The organism is Pandoraea sp. XY-2, from assembly GCF_004193915.1.
In the GTDB taxonomy this organism is placed as follows: Bacteria; Pseudomonadota; Gammaproteobacteria; order Burkholderiales; family Burkholderiaceae; genus Pandoraea; species Pandoraea cepalis.
The window spans coordinates 1,993,116-2,009,254 of the sequence record NZ_CP030849.1; the positions used below are offsets into that span (position 1 = coordinate 1,993,116).

Annotated in this window: 9 protein-coding genes and 1 pseudogene; 5 read left to right on the forward strand and 5 right to left on the reverse strand. The window is 62.8% G+C overall.

Annotation, left to right across the window (positions count from 1 at the left end; genetic code table 11):
- Position 1: 1 nt before the first annotated feature.
- The 4 genes and pseudogenes from DRB87_RS09125 to DRB87_RS09140 form a co-directional block, all read right to left on the reverse strand.
- On the reverse strand, positions 2-2,080 hold the full coding sequence (locus DRB87_RS09125; protein ID WP_130025663.1) for a M3 family metallopeptidase: 2,079 nt from the start codon (positions 2,078-2,080) through the stop codon (positions 2-4).
- A 235-nt stretch (positions 2,081-2,315) separates the two neighbouring features.
- Complete coding sequence (gene folD, locus DRB87_RS09130) at positions 2,316-3,170, reverse strand: bifunctional methylenetetrahydrofolate dehydrogenase/methenyltetrahydrofolate cyclohydrolase FolD (protein ID WP_130025664.1); 855 nt, start codon at positions 3,168-3,170, stop codon at positions 2,316-2,318.
- Between the two features lie 325 nt (positions 3,171-3,495).
- Positions 3,496-4,140, reverse strand: coding sequence for a response regulator transcription factor (locus tag DRB87_RS09135; protein ID WP_130025665.1), 645 nt, complete (start codon positions 4,138-4,140; stop codon positions 3,496-3,498).
- Positions 4,137-6,619, reverse strand: a pseudogene (locus DRB87_RS09140) (PAS domain S-box protein). The gene DRB87_RS09135 and the pseudogene DRB87_RS09140 overlap by 4 nt, the downstream one beginning before the upstream one ends.
- A gap of 342 nt (positions 6,620-6,961) precedes the next feature.
- Here DRB87_RS09140 and aceE point away from each other — a divergent pair.
- From aceE to lpdA, 4 genes are all read left to right on the forward strand, one after another.
- Positions 6,962-9,649, forward strand: a complete 2,688-nt coding sequence (gene aceE / locus DRB87_RS09145; protein ID WP_130025666.1) for a pyruvate dehydrogenase (acetyl-transferring), homodimeric type — start codon at positions 6,962-6,964, stop codon at positions 9,647-9,649.
- A 95-nt stretch (positions 9,650-9,744) separates the two neighbouring features.
- On the forward strand, positions 9,745-11,421 hold the full coding sequence (gene aceF, locus DRB87_RS09150; protein ID WP_130025667.1) for a dihydrolipoyllysine-residue acetyltransferase: 1,677 nt from the start codon (positions 9,745-9,747) through the stop codon (positions 11,419-11,421).
- An 82-nt stretch (positions 11,422-11,503) separates the two neighbouring features.
- Positions 11,504-12,085, forward strand: a complete 582-nt coding sequence (locus DRB87_RS09155; protein ID WP_026131554.1) for an MFS transporter — start codon at positions 11,504-11,506, stop codon at positions 12,083-12,085.
- Positions 12,086-12,105: 20 nt separating this feature from the next.
- Positions 12,106-13,884, forward strand: a complete 1,779-nt coding sequence (gene lpdA / locus DRB87_RS09160; RefSeq protein WP_130025668.1) for a dihydrolipoyl dehydrogenase — start codon at positions 12,106-12,108, stop codon at positions 13,882-13,884.
- A gap of 237 nt (positions 13,885-14,121) precedes the next feature.
- Here lpdA and DRB87_RS09165 read toward each other — a convergent pair whose 3' ends face one another.
- Positions 14,122-14,712 (reverse strand): phasin family protein, encoded by a 591-nt coding sequence (locus DRB87_RS09165; RefSeq protein ID WP_305037080.1) that lies wholly within the window; start codon positions 14,710-14,712, stop codon positions 14,122-14,124.
- Positions 14,713-15,169: 457 nt separating this feature from the next.
- Here DRB87_RS09165 and DRB87_RS09170 point away from each other — a divergent pair, with 457 nt between their 5' ends.
- Positions 15,170-16,111: a histone deacetylase gene (locus DRB87_RS09170; RefSeq protein ID WP_130025669.1), complete on the forward strand. Its 942-nt coding sequence runs from the start codon at positions 15,170-15,172 to the stop codon at positions 16,109-16,111.
- Positions 16,112-16,139: the final 28 nt, after the last annotated feature.

Genomic DNA, 16,139 nt, shown 5'->3' on the forward strand with positions numbered 1-16,139 from the left:
GTCAGCTTGCCGACATGCCGCTGTGGCGTAGCAAGGCATCGACTTCCGGTGCGCGACCCCGGAACGCAATGAACGACGCCATCGCTTCGCGACTGCCGCCCACCGCGAGAATTTCATCGCGATAGCGGGCGCCGGTGGCGGTATCGAGAACCGAGCCGCCGACCTTCGCCGCCTCTTCGAACGCCGCATACACATCCGCCGACAGCACTTCGGCCCACTTGTAGCTGTAATATCCGGCCGCGTAGCCGCCTGCAAAGATGTGGCTGAAAGTATTCGGCCAACGCGAAAAATCCGCCTGAGGCGTAACGTGCAATCGATCGTTGATGCGTTGCGAAAGCGCCAGCACCGACTCGTTGCCGTGCGGATCGAAGTCGTAATGCAAGTGCATGTCGAAGTCGGAGAAGACCAACTGACGCAGCATCATCAAACCGCTTTGGAAGTTGCGGGCGGCCAGCATCTTGTCGAACAGGGCTCGCGGTAGCGGGGCGCCCGTCTCCACATGAGCGGTCATGTGCTCAAGCACATCCCACTCCCAACAGAAGTTCTCCATGAACTGGGACGGCAACTCGACAGCATCCCACTCGACACCATTGATGCCCGCCACGCCGGCATCTTCCACTTGTGTGAGCATGTGATGCAGGCCGTGCCCGAACTCGTGGAACAGCGTGATGACGTCGTCGTGCGGCAGCAACGCCGGCTTGTCGCCGACGGGAGCAGGGAAGTTGCACACGAGGTACGCCACCGGCGTTTGCAGCGCGCCGTTTCGCAGGCGCTTGCGTGTGCGGGCACTGTCCATCCAGGCGCCGCCGCGCTTGCCTTCGCGGGCGAACAGATCCATGTAGAACTGCGCAACGAGTTCGCCATCGCGTTCGATGCGGAAGAAGCGAACGTCCGGATGCCACGTTTCGGCGTCCTGCGGGCGAATCGTCACGCCGAACAGCGTGCCGGCCACGCGAAACAGACCGTCGAGCACCTTGGGCAGTGGAAAATACTGCCGGACTTCCGATTCCGAGAAATCGTAGCGTTGCTGGCGCAGCTTCTCCGATGCGTAGGTCGTGTCCCAGGGTTGCAGCTTCTCGATGCCCAGCGACTTGGCGGCAAACGCTTGCAGTTCGGCCCAGTCTTGCTCGGCGTACGGACGCGCGCGGCGGGCGAGGTCTTCGAGGAACTCGAGGACTTGCGCGGGCGATTCCGCCATTTTGGGCTCGAGCGATACCTCGGCGTAGTTCTTGAAGCCGAGCATGTGCGCTTCCTCGCGGCGCAGCGCGAGTTGTTCGACAACGATCTCGGTGTTGTCCCAGTCCGCCTCGCCGTTGCCGAATTGCGGGCCGAGTTCGGAAGCCCGGGTCACATTGGCCCGGTACAGCGTTTCGCGAAGCGCGCGATTGTCGGCATATTGCAGCACCGGAAAGTACGAGGGGAAATGTAGCGTGAATTTCCAGCCGTCCAGGCCATCGCGCTGTGCGGCGGCACGCGCCGCGGCCTTGTCGTCGTCGGGCAGGCCGGCGAGTTCCTGCTCGTCGGTCACGACAAGCGAGAATTTGTTGGTCGCGTCGAGCACGTGATCCGAGAATCGCTTGGCGAGGTCCGCCTGTGCTTCCTGGATGTCGGCGAATCGCGGTTTCTGGTCTTCAGGAAGTTCGGCGCCGCCCAATCGGAAGCCGCGCATCTCGTTGTCGAGAATCTTCTTGCGCGCCGGAGAGAGATCCGCGAATTCCTGGCCGGCTGCAATGGCCTTGTACTTTTCGAACAGCGCCAGATTCTGGCCGACGCTGGCGGAGAATTCGGTGACGCGCGGCAGGTTATCGCCGTATGCCGCGCGAAGCGCCGGGGTGTCGGCGACGGCGTTCAGGTGTCCAACGATTTCCCAGGCCCGACCCAAACCTTCGGTGCCGTCTTCTACGGCGTCGAGAATGTTGGCCCATGTCGGCGGCGTGGAGGGATCTGCGGCCTTGTCCACAGCCGCACGCGCTTGCGCCAGGAGCACGTCGACGGCGGGCGTCACATGTTCGGGGCGGATCTCGGTGAAACGGGGAAGTCCCTGGATATCGAGCAGAGGGTTGGTTTGTGGCGTATTCATGCGTTCGTTGTCCACGGGGAGGGGCTTACAAAGAGTGTGGGGGCATCCCGGGCAATTTTCCAGTCGTTTTTTTCAACCGGTCCGATTGGGCATGTTGGCGGCGGAATTCCTGGAATGCGACGCCCGGCCGCCATTCAACGGCTTCCGCCGGCCATTCGACCACGGGCCCAAAAGCAACAAGGGCGCACCCGACCGAGAGGTCGGGCACGCCCGGCTTGACGCGCGGTGCTGACGATCAGGCGTCGAGGGCGCGCTCGGCGGCCTCGAGCGTATTGACGAGGAGCATGGTGATCGTCATGGGTCCCACGCCGCCCGGTACCGGCGTGATATAGCCGGCCACGTCCTTGACGCCGTTGAAATCGACGTCGCCGCACAACTTGCCTGCGTCGTCACGGTTCATGCCGACGTCGATCACTGCCGCACCCGGTTTGACCATATCGGCCGTGACGATATTGCGCTTGCCCACGGCCGCGACAATGACGTCAGCGTTGCGGGTGTGGGCGGCCAGATCTCGCGTCTTGCTGTTGCAGATCGTGACGGTGGCGCCTGCCTGGAGCAGCATCATCGCCATCGGCTTGCCAACGATGTTCGACGCGCCGATCACCACGGCCACCGCCCCGCGCAGCGGGAAATCGACGGATTCGAGCATCTTCATGCAGCCATAGGGCGTGCACGGGCGGAACAGTGGTGCCCCCGTCATCAGGGCGCCCGCATTCGACACGTGGAAACCGTCAACGTCCTTTTCAGGCGCAATGGCCTCGAGCACCTTGTGGCTGTCGATGTGCTTAGGCAGGGGCAGTTGAACGAGGATGCCGTTGATCTTTGGATCGCGGTTGAGTTCATCGATGCGGGCAAGCAGGGCGCTTTCCGTCAGATCGGCCGGATAGCGGTCGAGCGAGGAATACAGGCCGTTGTCTTCGCAGGCCTTGACCTTGTTGCGCACGTAGACCTGACTGGCCGAATCTTCGCCGACCAGCACCACGGCAAGCCCGGGTTGGTGGCCGCGGGCGGTCAGAACGGCGGCGCGGGTGGCAATTTCGGCGCGAATACGTTTGGCGAGGGCGTTGCCGTCGATGAGGGTGGCGGTCATGATGCGTGGATATCGTAGGAAGGAAGGGGGCTGGCCCGAGGGGCCGGATACAGCCGCGCCGGTCAGGCAGGTGACAGGCGCAAAGACCGTATTATAGCGGCGCGCCGCAACGCGCGGGGAGGGCGGCGCGGCGGCGGGGGCGGCGGCTGCGGGCGAGCCACTGCGCTGCACGGCTGACGCTGCTCGCCGCATCTCCTTGGCGAGCAACATCATGCCGACGCAACCGGTCGAGACGCTACCGGTCGTTGGTCCGGCACTCCGGCCCCTCCCGCCAGTCAGCCAGCGCGATGACAATCGGACGGCGGGCGGCGGGCGGCGGTCGGGGTCAGGGGCGAGGCGATCCGCCGGAACGTTTCGAGAGTGCCAGGCGGAGCAGGTCGGCAACGGTATTGACGTTGAGCTTCTCCATGATGTTGGCGCGGTGCGCCTCGACCGTCTTGATGCTGATGCCAAGATCGTCTGCGATCTGCTTGTTCAGGCGGCCGGCGATGATGCGCTCGAGCACCTGATGTTCACGACTTGTCAGCTTGGACAGCAGATCCTCGGCGGCTTGCAACTCGCGTTGGCTGGTGGCGTCTTGCCGTGCTTTCGCGAGCATCCGCTCGACTTGAGCACGCAATTCCGCTTCGTCGAACGGCTTTTCGATGAAGTCCATCGCGCCCTTCTTCATCGTGTCGACGGCCATCGGCACGTCGCCATGGCCCGTCACGAAGATGATGGGAATGTTGAACCGGTTCTCGACCAGTTTTTCCTGAAGCTCCAGGCCGCTCATGCCCGGCATGCGAACATCCAGAATCAGGCAGCCAAGCTGATGCCCGTTGTAGTGCGAAAGGAATTCCTCGGCACTGGCAAAGCCTCGTACGTGGTAGCCATTGGCCTCGAGTAGCCAGCGAAGCGAGTCGCGGACCGCCTCGTCGTCATCAACGACGAAGACGGTTTCTTGTTCAATAGTGGTGTTGGGTGTCGTCATAGTCCTCCCCCGGATCCGGATGTCGTATCGCCTTCTAACGGTAACAGAATACAAAAAGTACAACCATTCCGCACGCCGTCGACGTCATTGTTTTCTACCCACAGACGGCCGTGGTGCGATTCGATGATCGAACGGCAGATATTCAGGCCCATGCCCATGCCGTCCGATTTAGTACTAAAGAAAGGTTCAAACAATCGTTCGATGGTGGCCTCGTCCACCCCAGGTCCATGATCCGACACCTGGAATTCGACAGATTTATCTCGCCGTTCCACGTGCAGACGCACGCTCAGGTCGCGTCGCTGGCCGGGCGGCGGCGTGTAGCCGTGCATGGCCTCGGCGGCGTTCTTGAGCAGATTCACGAGCACCTGTTCGATCAGCACCGGGTCGACGTTGATCTGTGGCAGTCCTGCAGGCAGCTCGGTCACAATGCGAATGCGGCGCTTGCGCGCTTCAATCTCGGCGAGGCCCACGGCATCCGCGACGATCTCGTAGATCGACGAGGGTTGACGCTTCGGTTCGCTACGTTTCACGAACGCGCGAATCCGCTTGATGATCATGCCAGCACGCACCGCCTGCTGTGACGTTTTTTCCAGCGCGGGCAGCAACGTTTCCGGCGAGGTGCGCCCGGCGCGCACCAGGGCCGCCGTGCCCATGCAGTAGTTGTTGATGGCCGCGAGCGGCTGGTTCAGTTCGTGGGCAAGCGACGAAGCCATCTCGCCCATGGTCGTCAGACGCCCCGTGAACTGCAGGCGTTCTTCTTCCTGACGGGCCAGCTCCTCCGCATGACGGCGGGCCGTAATGTCCGTTGCCACCTGCAACTGTGCCAAGTGGCCGTCCACCCACTGGATATATTGACGCCGGACTTCGAACCATTTCTGGTGCGCCGGCAGATAAATTTCCTGTGTCTGCGCAGCCGTGTCGGTGAGCGACGCGGCAGGCAGGCCGGCAAAGGCATCGACCAGATCGATGTGATCGAGCGACGCAGGGGAGAGTTCGCCGCCACCGGACAACTCCAGGTGGCCTTCCGGGCGCGTACCGAACAACTGACGGTAATAGCGATTCGCGAACAGCAATTCCGCCTTGTCGACGGCGAGTACCGATACCGACGCGTCGAGGCTCTCCAGCACCGTCGTGAACCGCTCATGGGCGGCGGCGAGTTCCTCGCGCGCCCGCTTGGGTTCGCTGATATCGGTCAGCGACGACATCCAGCCGGTCTGACGGCCATGCGCGTCCACGAGCGGCGAGACGAACATGCGCGCGTAGAAAATCGTGCCGTCCTTGCGCTGCACGCGAATTTCGAAGCCGTGCGAGGGCGCCTTGCCGCGCAGCGTCATGTCGATGCGACGCTGCATTTCGTGGATGTCGTCTTTGGGCCAGTAAGGGTAGGGCGGCGCCCGGTACATGAGGTCCTGCTCGTCCCAGCCTGTCATCCGGCAGAACGCGGGGTTCACGTAAGTAATGTGGCCCTGCAGGTCGAGCACACGCATGCCGATGACGATGGAGTTCTCCATGGCCCGCCGGAACGACGTCTCGTTGAACAGCGCCTGCTGTGCCTCGAAGCGCTGGCGCGTATGCCGCCACAGGCTCCAGAGGCTCCAGAGCACGAAGCATGACAAGCCGGCGATCAGCCACACCAGCGTGTTGTTGACGAAATTACCGACGGCAGGATACGAGTAGATGCGCACTGCGAGACTGTGCCCGGGGGATCGAGGAGCAGCTCGTAGGAGACATCGCGCGGTAACGGCGGGCGTGTCGATGTCGTTGCCAGCTCGTTGTTGTGAGTGTCGATGAACGACACCTTGAACTTGTCGCCAAGCTCCTGCGGCAACTCGTGGATCAGCAAGCCCTCCACCGAATACACCGCACTGATCGTGCCTAGAAATTCGCGCTCGCGCAGCACGGGCACCTGCACGACGATGTAGCTTGCGCCCGAGGCGTCATAAATCAGGGTGGAATAGGCCGAGCGGCGTGAATCGCGGGCGGCGCGGAACGCGACCAATAATTCGTCTTCCATCGGATGCTGCGCCGAGCCCTGCAATCGCGACGCGAACGGGGAATCCGCCGGCGCCGCCCACTTGGGGCGCTGCGACGCGTCGAGCCAATTCATGAAGACGATGTCCGCATGATTTTGCATCAGTTCGTTCGCCGTATTCTGGAAGTGCGCAACGTCCTGCGGCTTGGCTGCCGTGTCGCGCGCAAGCGAGCTGATCTGATCCTGAATGGCCAGCATGTTGAGGCGAATCTGTTGCTGCGCCCATGCCACATTCCGATACAGCGTGTCCTGCTGCTGCTCCGTCTCCCGGCGGTTCAGGCTCCACAGGATCAGACTCATCACCACGAGAAAGATCACAATGGAGACGAGCGGGACCAGCAAGTAGTAATGCGACTCCGCGAACCCCTGCAACCAGCGGTTGGAGCGGGCAGACGTAGCAGCGGACCGGGACGGCGGAGCGGAATTGGCAAGGCGGGGCGAAAGCATGGCGAGATTGTAGCGCAGGCCGGGCGGTTTCCCGCTGCCATCAACGGTGACTGCTTGCTTTTCGGAAGCCTCCGAGCTTTTGCGTAAGACGGCCGCGCAATTTGCTCTTGAGACCGAGCGGTACGCTGGAAAATCGTGGTGTGATGGCACCAGCAACCTATTGATTTTATGTGCACTGCAGCAGAATTCCGCATTATAAAATTTACTATCGTAATCTGAAATTTCGCTTGCGAAGGCGGGAATAACCTTCGTACAATGCCCCGGTAAAAAAGCCGGTGGGCCCGTCCATAAAGCGGGATTCGACCGTCACGCCAACCCGCTAACGACAGACAAGGAGACACCATGTCCGCCGTACCTGAAGAAGCCCTCAAGATCGTGTCCCCCGCGGACGCCGATCCCCAAGAAACGCAAGAATGGCTGGCCTCGCTCGAAGGCGTGCTGGCGGCCGAGGGCCCAGAGCGTGCCCACTACCTGCTCGAGAAGCTGATTGAGTTCGCCCGCATCAACGGCGAACATCACCCGTTCTCGGCGAATACCCCGTACATCAACACCATCCCGCTCGACCAGCAGGCCCGTATCCCCGGCGATCAGGATGTCGAGCACAAGATTCGCTCGTACACGCGCTGGAATGCGATCGCGATGGTGCTGCGCGCCGGCAAGGACACGAACGTCGGCGGTCACATCGCGTCGTTCGCCTCGGCCGCAACGCTCTATGACGTTGGTTTCAACCACTTCTGGCATGCGCCGTCCGACAAGCACGGTGGCGACCTGATCTTCGTGCAGGGCCACTCGTCGCCGGGCGTGTACAGCCGCGCCTTCCTGTTGGGCCGTCTGGAAATGCCCCAGCTCGAGAACTTCCGCCAGGAAGTGGACGGCGGCGGTCTGTCGTCGTATCCGCACCCGTGGCTGATGCCTGACTTCTGGCAGTTCCCGACGGTGTCGATGGGCCTGGGCCCGATCATGGCGATCTACCAGGCGCGCTTCATGAAGTACATCGAGTCGCGCAACATCGTGAAGACCGAGGGCCGCAAGGTCTGGGCCTTCCTCGGCGACGGCGAGACGGACGAGCCGGAATCGCTCGGCGCCATCGGCATGGCCGGTCGCGAGCATCTGGACAACCTCGTGTTCGTGATCAACTGCAACCTGCAGCGCCTGGACGGCCCGGTGCGCGGTAACGGCAAGATCATCCAGGAACTCGAATCGGAGTTCCGCGGTGCCGGTTGGAACGTCATCAAGGTGATCTGGGGCAGCCGCTGGGACACCTTGCTCGCCCGCGACAAGAAGGGTTTGCTGATGACGCGCATGATGGAGTGCGTTGACGGCGAGTATCAGACCTACAAGTCGAAAGACGGCGCCTACGTGCGCGAGAACTTCTTCAATACGCCGGAACTCAAGGCGATGGTCGCCGACTGGTCCGACGAAGACATTTGGGCGCTGAACCGCGGCGGCCACGATCCGCACAAGATTTTCGCCGCATACCAGGCGGCCACCCAGCACAAGGGTCAGCCGACGGTCATTCTGGCCAAGACCATCAAGGGCTACGGCATGGGTGAAGCCGGTCAGGCCATGAACATCACCCACCAGCAGAAGAAGATGCCGGTGGAGTCGCTCAAGAAATTCCGCGACCAGTTCAAGCTGCCGATCGCGGATGACCAGATCGCCGACGTGCCGTACCTGAAGTTCGAGGAAGGTTCGAAGGAACTTGAATACATGCGCGCGCGTCGCATGGAGCTGGGCGGCTATCTGCCGCAGCGTCGCACCAAGGCCGCATCGTTGCCGGTGCCTGCGCTGTCTGCATTCGATGCGCTGCTCAAGGCGACCGCCGAAGGCCGCGAGATTTCGACGACGATGGCGTTCGTGCGGATTCTCAACGTGCTGCTCAAGGACAAGGCGCTGGGCCAGCGCATCGTGCCGATCGTGCCGGACGAATCCCGCACCTTCGGTATGGAAGGTCTGTTCCGCCAGATTGGTATCTGGAGCCAGGTCGGCCAGCGCTACATCCCGCAGGATCAGGATCAATTGATGTTCTACAAGGAATCGGAGAGCGGTCAGATTCTGCAGGAAGGCATCAATGAAGCCGGTGGCATGTGCGACTGGATCGCGGCCGCAACGTCGTACTCGACGCACGGCGAGACGATGATCCCCTTCTACATCTTCTACTCGATGTTCGGCTTCCAGCGCGTGGGCGACCTGGCCTGGGCGGCCGGCGACATGCGCGCTCGCGGTTTCCTCGTGGGCGGCACGGCCGGACGTACGACCCTGAACGGCGAAGGTCTCCAGCACGAAGACGGTCACTCGCTGCTGTGGGCGTCGTCGATTCCGAACTGCTTGCCGTACGATCCGACGTTCGCTTACGAACTCGCCGTGATCGTTCAGGACGGCCTGCGTCGCATGGTGCAGGATCAGGAAGATGTCTATTACTACCTGACCGTGATGAACGAAAACTACGCGCATCCGGCCATGCCGGAGGGCGTGGAGCGCGACATCCTGAAGGGGATGTACGCGTTCCGTCGCGGGGCGGACGACAGCAAGGCACCGCGCGTGCAACTGCTGGGTTCGGGCACGATCTTCAACGAAGTGATCGCCGCCGCCGAAATGCTCAAGAACGATTGGGGCGTCGAATCGGACCTGTGGAGCTGCCCGAGCTTCACGGAACTGGCTCGCGAAGGTAACGACGCGGCGCGCCACAATCTGCTGCACCCGACCGAGCCGGCGCGCTTGTCGCATGTCGAGTCGTGCCTGAACGACACCCGTGGTCCGGTCATCGCATCGACCGACTACATCCGCACGTACGCCGATCAGATTCGCCCCTTCGTGCGGGGTCGTTATGTGGCGCTCGGTACCGACGGCTACGGCCGTTCGGATACGCGCGAGAAGCTGCGTCACTTCTTCGAGGTGGATCGTAACTGGGTCACGGTCGCTGCCCTCAAGGCATTGGCCGACGAAGGCACGCTGCCGGCGACCAAGGTTGCCGAAGCGATTGCCAAGTACAACCTGGATCCGAACAAACCCAACCCGATGACCGTCTAAAGGCCGCTTCGCGCGGCGCGTGTGACCGCCAGCCGCCTCAAGCGGCAGGCGGGGCGCGCCGCACGTCAAGCGCAGCCTCGAGGAGACTGTGGAAAATGAGTCAAGTGATCGAAGTGAAAGTCCCCGATATCGGTGACTTCAAGGACTTGCCCGTCATCGACGTGCTGGTCAAGGCGGGCGACAAGATCGATGCCGAGCAGGCCCTGATCACGCTGGAATCGGACAAGGCGACGATGGATGTGCCGAGCCCGGCCGCTGGCATCATCAAGGCGCTGAGCCTGAAAGTCGGCGATGAAGTATCCGAGGGTTCCCTCATCCTGACGCTCGAGACCGCAAACGGTTCGGGCGCATCAGCGAATGCGGCGGCGCCCGCGCCGGCCCCTGCGGCTGCCCCGCAAGCGGCCGCGCCGGCCGCGGCACCTGCTGCGGCTGCTGCACCGGCGACCCCGGCCGCCAGCGGCGGTACGAGCAAGATCGACGTCAAGGTGCCGGATATTGGCGGTTACGACGACGTGCCCGTGATCGATGTGCTGGTCAAGGTGGGCGATACCGTGACGGCCGAGCAGTCGCTCGTCACGCTGGAGTCCGACAAGGCATCGATGGATGTGCCTAGCCCCGCGGCTGGTGTGGTCAAGGAATTGAAGGTCAAGGTCGGCGACAAGGTGTCGGAAGGCACGCTGATCGTTGTGCTCGAAGGCGCTGTTGCCGCCGCACCGGCGAAGGCCGCTGCCGCTGCCGTAGCGAGCGCACCGGCCCCGGCGGCACCGAGCGCTGCCCCCGCAGCCCCGGCTCCTGCTCCGGCCCCGACCGCCGCGCCTGCGACCCCCGCCGCCGCGTCGGACCATCCGCCGATCAGCCACGCCAGTCCGTCGGTGCGCAAGTTCGCCCGCGAACTGGGGGTGGATGTGACGCAAGTGAAGGGGACCGGCCCGAAGGGCCGCGTGGTCGTTGACGATGTGCGTAACTTCATCAAGAGCGTGCTTGCGGGCAATCGCCCTGCCGTGTCGGGCGCCGCGCCTGCCGGTGGTGGTGAGCTGAACCTGTTGCCGTGGCCGAAGATCGACTTCTCGAAGTTCGGTCCGATCGAGCCCAAGGCGCTCTCGCGCATCAAGAAGATTTCGGGCGCGAACCTGCACCGCAACTGGGTCATGATCCCGCACGTCACGAACAACGACGAAGCGGATATCGGCGAACTCGAAGCGTTCCGCGTGCAATTGAACAAGGAAAACGAGAAGGCCGGCGTCAAGGTCACGATGCTCGCTTTCGTCGTCAAGGCCTGCGTTCTGGCCCTGAAGAAGTTCCCTACGTTCAACGCAAGTCTGGACGGCGACAACCTCGTCTTCAAGCAGTACTTCCACATCGGTTTCGCAGCCGACACGCCGAACGGTCTGGTTGTGCCGGTCGTTCGCGATGCCGACAAGAAGGGCGTGTTCGAGATCGCTCGCGAGACCTCGGAACTGGCGAAGCTCGCCCGCGAAGGCAAGCTCAAGCCTGACCAGATGCAAGGCGGGTGTTTCTCGATCTCGTCGCTCGGCGGTATCGGCGGCACGACCTTCACGCCGATCATCAACGCACCGGAAGTGGCCATTCTGGGCCTGTCGCGTTCGTATCAGAAGCCGGTGTGGGATGAGCGCAAGCAGCAATTTCTGCCGCAACTGACGCTGCCGCTGTCGCTGTCTTACGATCACCGTGTCATCGACGGCGCCGAGGCGGCACGCTTTAACGCCTACCTGGGGCAACTGTTGCAGGATTTCCGTCGCGCGATGCTGTAATGGCAGGCGCCGCCGGTTGCGCGCAAGCGCAAGCCCGGCGGCGCTCGCGCGAACGCTTCAGGATCTGGACGGGGAGGGCATCATGACCACCGTGGTAGTCGTCAAGAAGGCCGGTGAGATCGCGATTGCCGCCGATTCGCTTGTGACGTTCGGCGATACGCGGCTCTCGCAATCGTACGAGGAAAATCGCAAGGTTTTTCTCGTGGGCGATTCCTATGTCGGCCTGGCGGGCACGACCGCACACTTTCCGGTCATGCGCGCCATTCTCTCCGGCATGGCGGACGAATGCCGTCTGCACTCGCGTGACGAGGTGTTCCGCACGTTCTGCCGCGTCCATCAGAAGCTCAAGGAAGAGTATTTCCTCAACACCAAGGAAGAGGAAGACGATCCGTACGAGTCGTCGCAGATCACCTGCGTGATCGCGAATCCGACGGGCATCTACGGGATTTATTCCTACCGGGAAGTGTTTGTTTTCGATCGGTTCTGGGGGATTGGCTCAGGGCGCAATTTCGCGCTCGGCGCCATGTACGCCCTCTATGACCAGGATCTGAGTGCCAGCGCCATCGCCGAAGCGGGCGTGAAGGCGGGGGCGGAGTTCGACAAGAGTTCCGCCGCCCCGTTTCAGGTGCACACGTTTCCGATCGATACCACCATCAAGTCATAAATGCGACAGGGAGACCCCGCATGAGTCTCATCGAAGTCAAAGTACCGGACATCGGCGCAGAGGGCGTGGATGTCATCGAAGTGATGATCAAGCCGGGCGACAAGATCGCCAGGGATGCATCGCTCATTACGCTTGAGTCTGACAAGGCGTCCATGGAAGTGCCGTCGGAAGTGTCGGGCACGGTCAAGGAAGTGAAGATCAAGGTGGGCGACAAGGCCAGTCAAGGCACGCTGATCGCGCTTGTCGAAGTGGACGGTGCCGGTGCCGCCAAGGCCGAAGCCCCGGTGGCCGCCTCCGCGCCGGCAGCGCCTGCCGCCGCCGCGCCTGCGGCAAATCCGAGCGCCCCGACCCCGGCCCCGGCTGCGGCCAAGCACAGCGGCGGTGCCGACACCGAGTGCGACGTGCTCGTGTTGGGCGCCGGTCCGGGCGGATACTCGGCGGCTTTCCGCAGTGCCGACCTGGGCCGCAAGACCGTGCTCATCGAGCGCTATGCGACCCTCGGCGGCGTGTGCCTGAACGTCGGTTGCATCCCGTCGAAGGCGCTGCTCCATACGGCGGCCGTTCTCGAAGAGGCCCAGACGCTCGGTCATCACGGCATTTCGTTCGCGAAGCCCGAGATCGATCTCGACAAGCTGCGCGCCTACAAGGAAAGCGTGGTCGGCAAGCTCACGGGCGGTTTGGCCGGCATGGCCAAGATGCGCAAGGTGGAAGTCGTGCGCGGCGTCGGCACGTTCCTCGATCCGAATCACATCGAAGTCGTCGCTGAAGACGGCAGCAAACGCACCGTAAAGTTCGCGCAGGCCATCATCGCCGCGGGTTCGCAGGCGGTGAAGTTGCCGTTCCTGCCGGAAGACCCGCGCATTGTCGATTCGACCGGCGCCCTCGAGTTGCGTCAACTGCCGAAGAAGATGCTCGTGATCGGCGGCGGCATCATCGGTCTGGAAATGGCGACGGTATATAGCGCCCTGGGCACCGAGATCGATGTCGTGGAAATGCTCGACGGCCTGATGCAAGGCGCCGACCGCGATCTGGTCAAGGTCTGGGAGAAGATGAACACGAAGCGCTTCGGCCGCGTCATGCTCAAGACCAAGACCGTGGGTGCCGAGGCCAAGGCCGATGGCATCTACGTGAAGTTCGAGGGCGAGGCGGCACCGGCGGAGCCCCAGCGTTACGACCTCGTGCTGGTCGCCGTGGGCCGCAGCCCGAACGGCAAGAAGATCGGCGCCGAGAATGCGGGCGTCGCCGTGGGCGATCGCGGGTTCATCGATGTCGACAAGCAGATGCGGACCAACGTGCCACACATCTTCGCGATCGGCGATATCGTCGGTCAGCCGATGCTGGCCCACAAGGCCGTGCATGAAGCCCACGTCGCGGCGGAAGCGGCGGCAGGCGAGAAGGCTTATTTCGACGCCATCCAGATTCCGTCGGTGGCCTACACCGATCCGGAAGTGGCTTGGGCCGGCAAGACGGAAGACCAGTTGAAGGCCGAAGGTGTGAAGTACGGCAAGGCCGTGTTCCCGTGGGCGGCATCGGGTCGCGCGATCGCGAACGGCCGTGACGAAGGCTTCACCAAGGTGCTGTTCGATGAAGAAACGCATCGCATCGTTGGCGGTGCCATTGTCGGCACGCACGCCGGCGATCTGATCGGCGAACTTTGCCTGGCCGTCGAGATGGGCGCGGATGCCGTCGATATCGGGAAGACGATTCACCCGCACCCGACGCTGGCCGAATCGGTCGGTATGGCAGCGGAGATTTACGAAGGTGTTTGCACCGACGTTCCGCCGGCTCGCAAGAAGTAAAAAGGCGCGTCGGTGTCTGGCGTGCGCCTCGGACGATTCCGGGGGGCGCGCGCCGGGCATGCATGACGTGACCGACGTCCGCCGCGCCGCATTCGGGGCGCGGTCGGGCGCCAAAAAACCGCCATTTCGCTCCGAGATGGCGGTTTTTTCTATGGCGGCGACGTCGCCGTTCGCCCCCAAAACGAAAAACCCGGCACGAGGCCGGGTTCGAACGCTAGCGTCGCGAGACGCTATCGATTACTTCTTGGCGCTGGAGGCAGCACGCGAAGCCTGAGCAGCAGCCTTCGTCGCGACGCTGCTCGCGGCAGCAAAGTTCGTCTCGGCGATTTCAACGGCTTGCTTGGTGGCCTTCTGCACGCTGTCGAACGCGCTGCTGGCTGCCGACATGGCCGACTTGGCCAGTGCAACGGCAGACTCCGAACCGGCCGGGGCGTTCTTGGCCAGATTGTCGAACAGGGCTTGCACGTTCTGCGAGCTTTCCGCCAGTTGGGCTTCGGCCACCTTCGTTACTTCGGCTTGCGTCGACGAAGCGATTTCGTACAGGTGACGGCCATACGCGATCGCCTTTTCGGCGGCGGGCTGGACGAGGTTGGCTTGCAGGGCGAGCAACTCTTGCGCGTCTTTCACTGCGAAGGCCTTCTGTGCGGTCGAGGCGGACTCGGCCAGCGATGCCTTGACAGCTTGCAGGTTCAGCTCAACGAGCTTTTCCATGCCTTCGAACGCTTTGTTGGTCAGGCCAAAAAGGGTTTCGAGATTGGCTTTGTGGGCGGCGGCGAATTGCTCGGGGTCAGAAACGACATGGCGTTCTCCTATGATGGTGTCATACACAACGTATCGACCCACTCCGTGTTCGCTAATGAGTTCTCACCTTATCTTGGTGAAAACACGGTTGGGGCCTCTAAATGGGGTGCGATTTCTTTTGTGCATCGCACAATTGCAAGTGTAGAGATATTTTTGTCGCTGTCAAGTCTTTTTTGTGCGCTGCAACAATTCAATAAAAGCTTACAAAATCAACCGGTTGGGATCCCATGGCCGACGTGTGACACCGCGTTGCGGCGAATGGCGGGCACCGTCCGGAAACGCTTCATTGGTGCGGCTCCGCACCGTTTTGGCACCCGGCGCACCCCGTGCGCCGATGTTACTATCGTCGAGTTCCGGCACTGGCGAGACATCGTCGCGGTCAACGGCTCGCTGCCTTACCGAGCGTGGCTCGCGTGGTCCATGCGCCTGTGCCGATGTCATTCAACGCCCTTTTGCGTGCCGCCACTGCCGGCCATTCGCGTCGATGCAAGCGTTCTACAGCGATCATTTCGTGCTGCCGTTGCCACCGGGGCATCGGTTCCCGATGGAAAAGTATGCCCGTCTGCGCGAGCGTGTGGCGGGGGAATTGCCGCACGTCGCGCTTGCCGAGGCATTGTCCGCGGACGACGTGATGCTCGGTCGCGTCCACTCGCCGGCGTACGTGGCGCGAGTGAGCGCCGGTCAGTTGGATCCCAAAGAGCAGCGTACGATCGGATTCCCATGGTCACCGCAAATGGTCGAGCGCTCGCGCCGGTCGGCGGGGGCGACGGTGGCGGCCTGCCGGGCCGCGCTGACCGATGGCGTGGCTGCGAATCTCGCTGGGGGAACCCATCACGCGTATGCCGACCGTGGCGAAGGCTTCTGCGTGTTCAACGACGCAGCGGTCGCGGCGCGCACGATGCAGGCCGACCTCGGCCCGGGCACGCGTGTGGCGATCATCGATCTCGACGTGCATCAGGGCAACGGCACGGCGGCCATTTTCGAGCACGACCCGAGCGTGTTCACGCTGTCGCTGCACGGCGAGCACAACTACCCATTTCACAAGGCGCGCGGTGATCTCGACGTGGCATTGCCCGACGGCTGCGGCGACGACGATTACCTGGTCGCGCTCGGCCACGCACTGACCGATCTCTTCGCGCAATTCACCCCGACCCTTGCGATTTATCTCGCGGGCGCCGATCCGCTGGCGAATGATCGGCTTGGCCGGCTGGCATTGACGCATGACGGCTTGCTCGCGCGCGACCGTCGGGTGCTGACGGCCTGCGCCGAGCGCGGGTTGCCGGTGGCTATCGCAATGGCAGGCGGCTACGGCCGCGACATCGAACAGACGGTCGCCGCGCATTTTGCGACGATCCGCCTCGCCGATCAGTTCCAGCAGGCGGTCCGCCGTGGGCACCCTGCGCCGGCAGAAGGTGCGCTCGTATGAGCGAGCATCGCACGGTGTCACCTTCGCC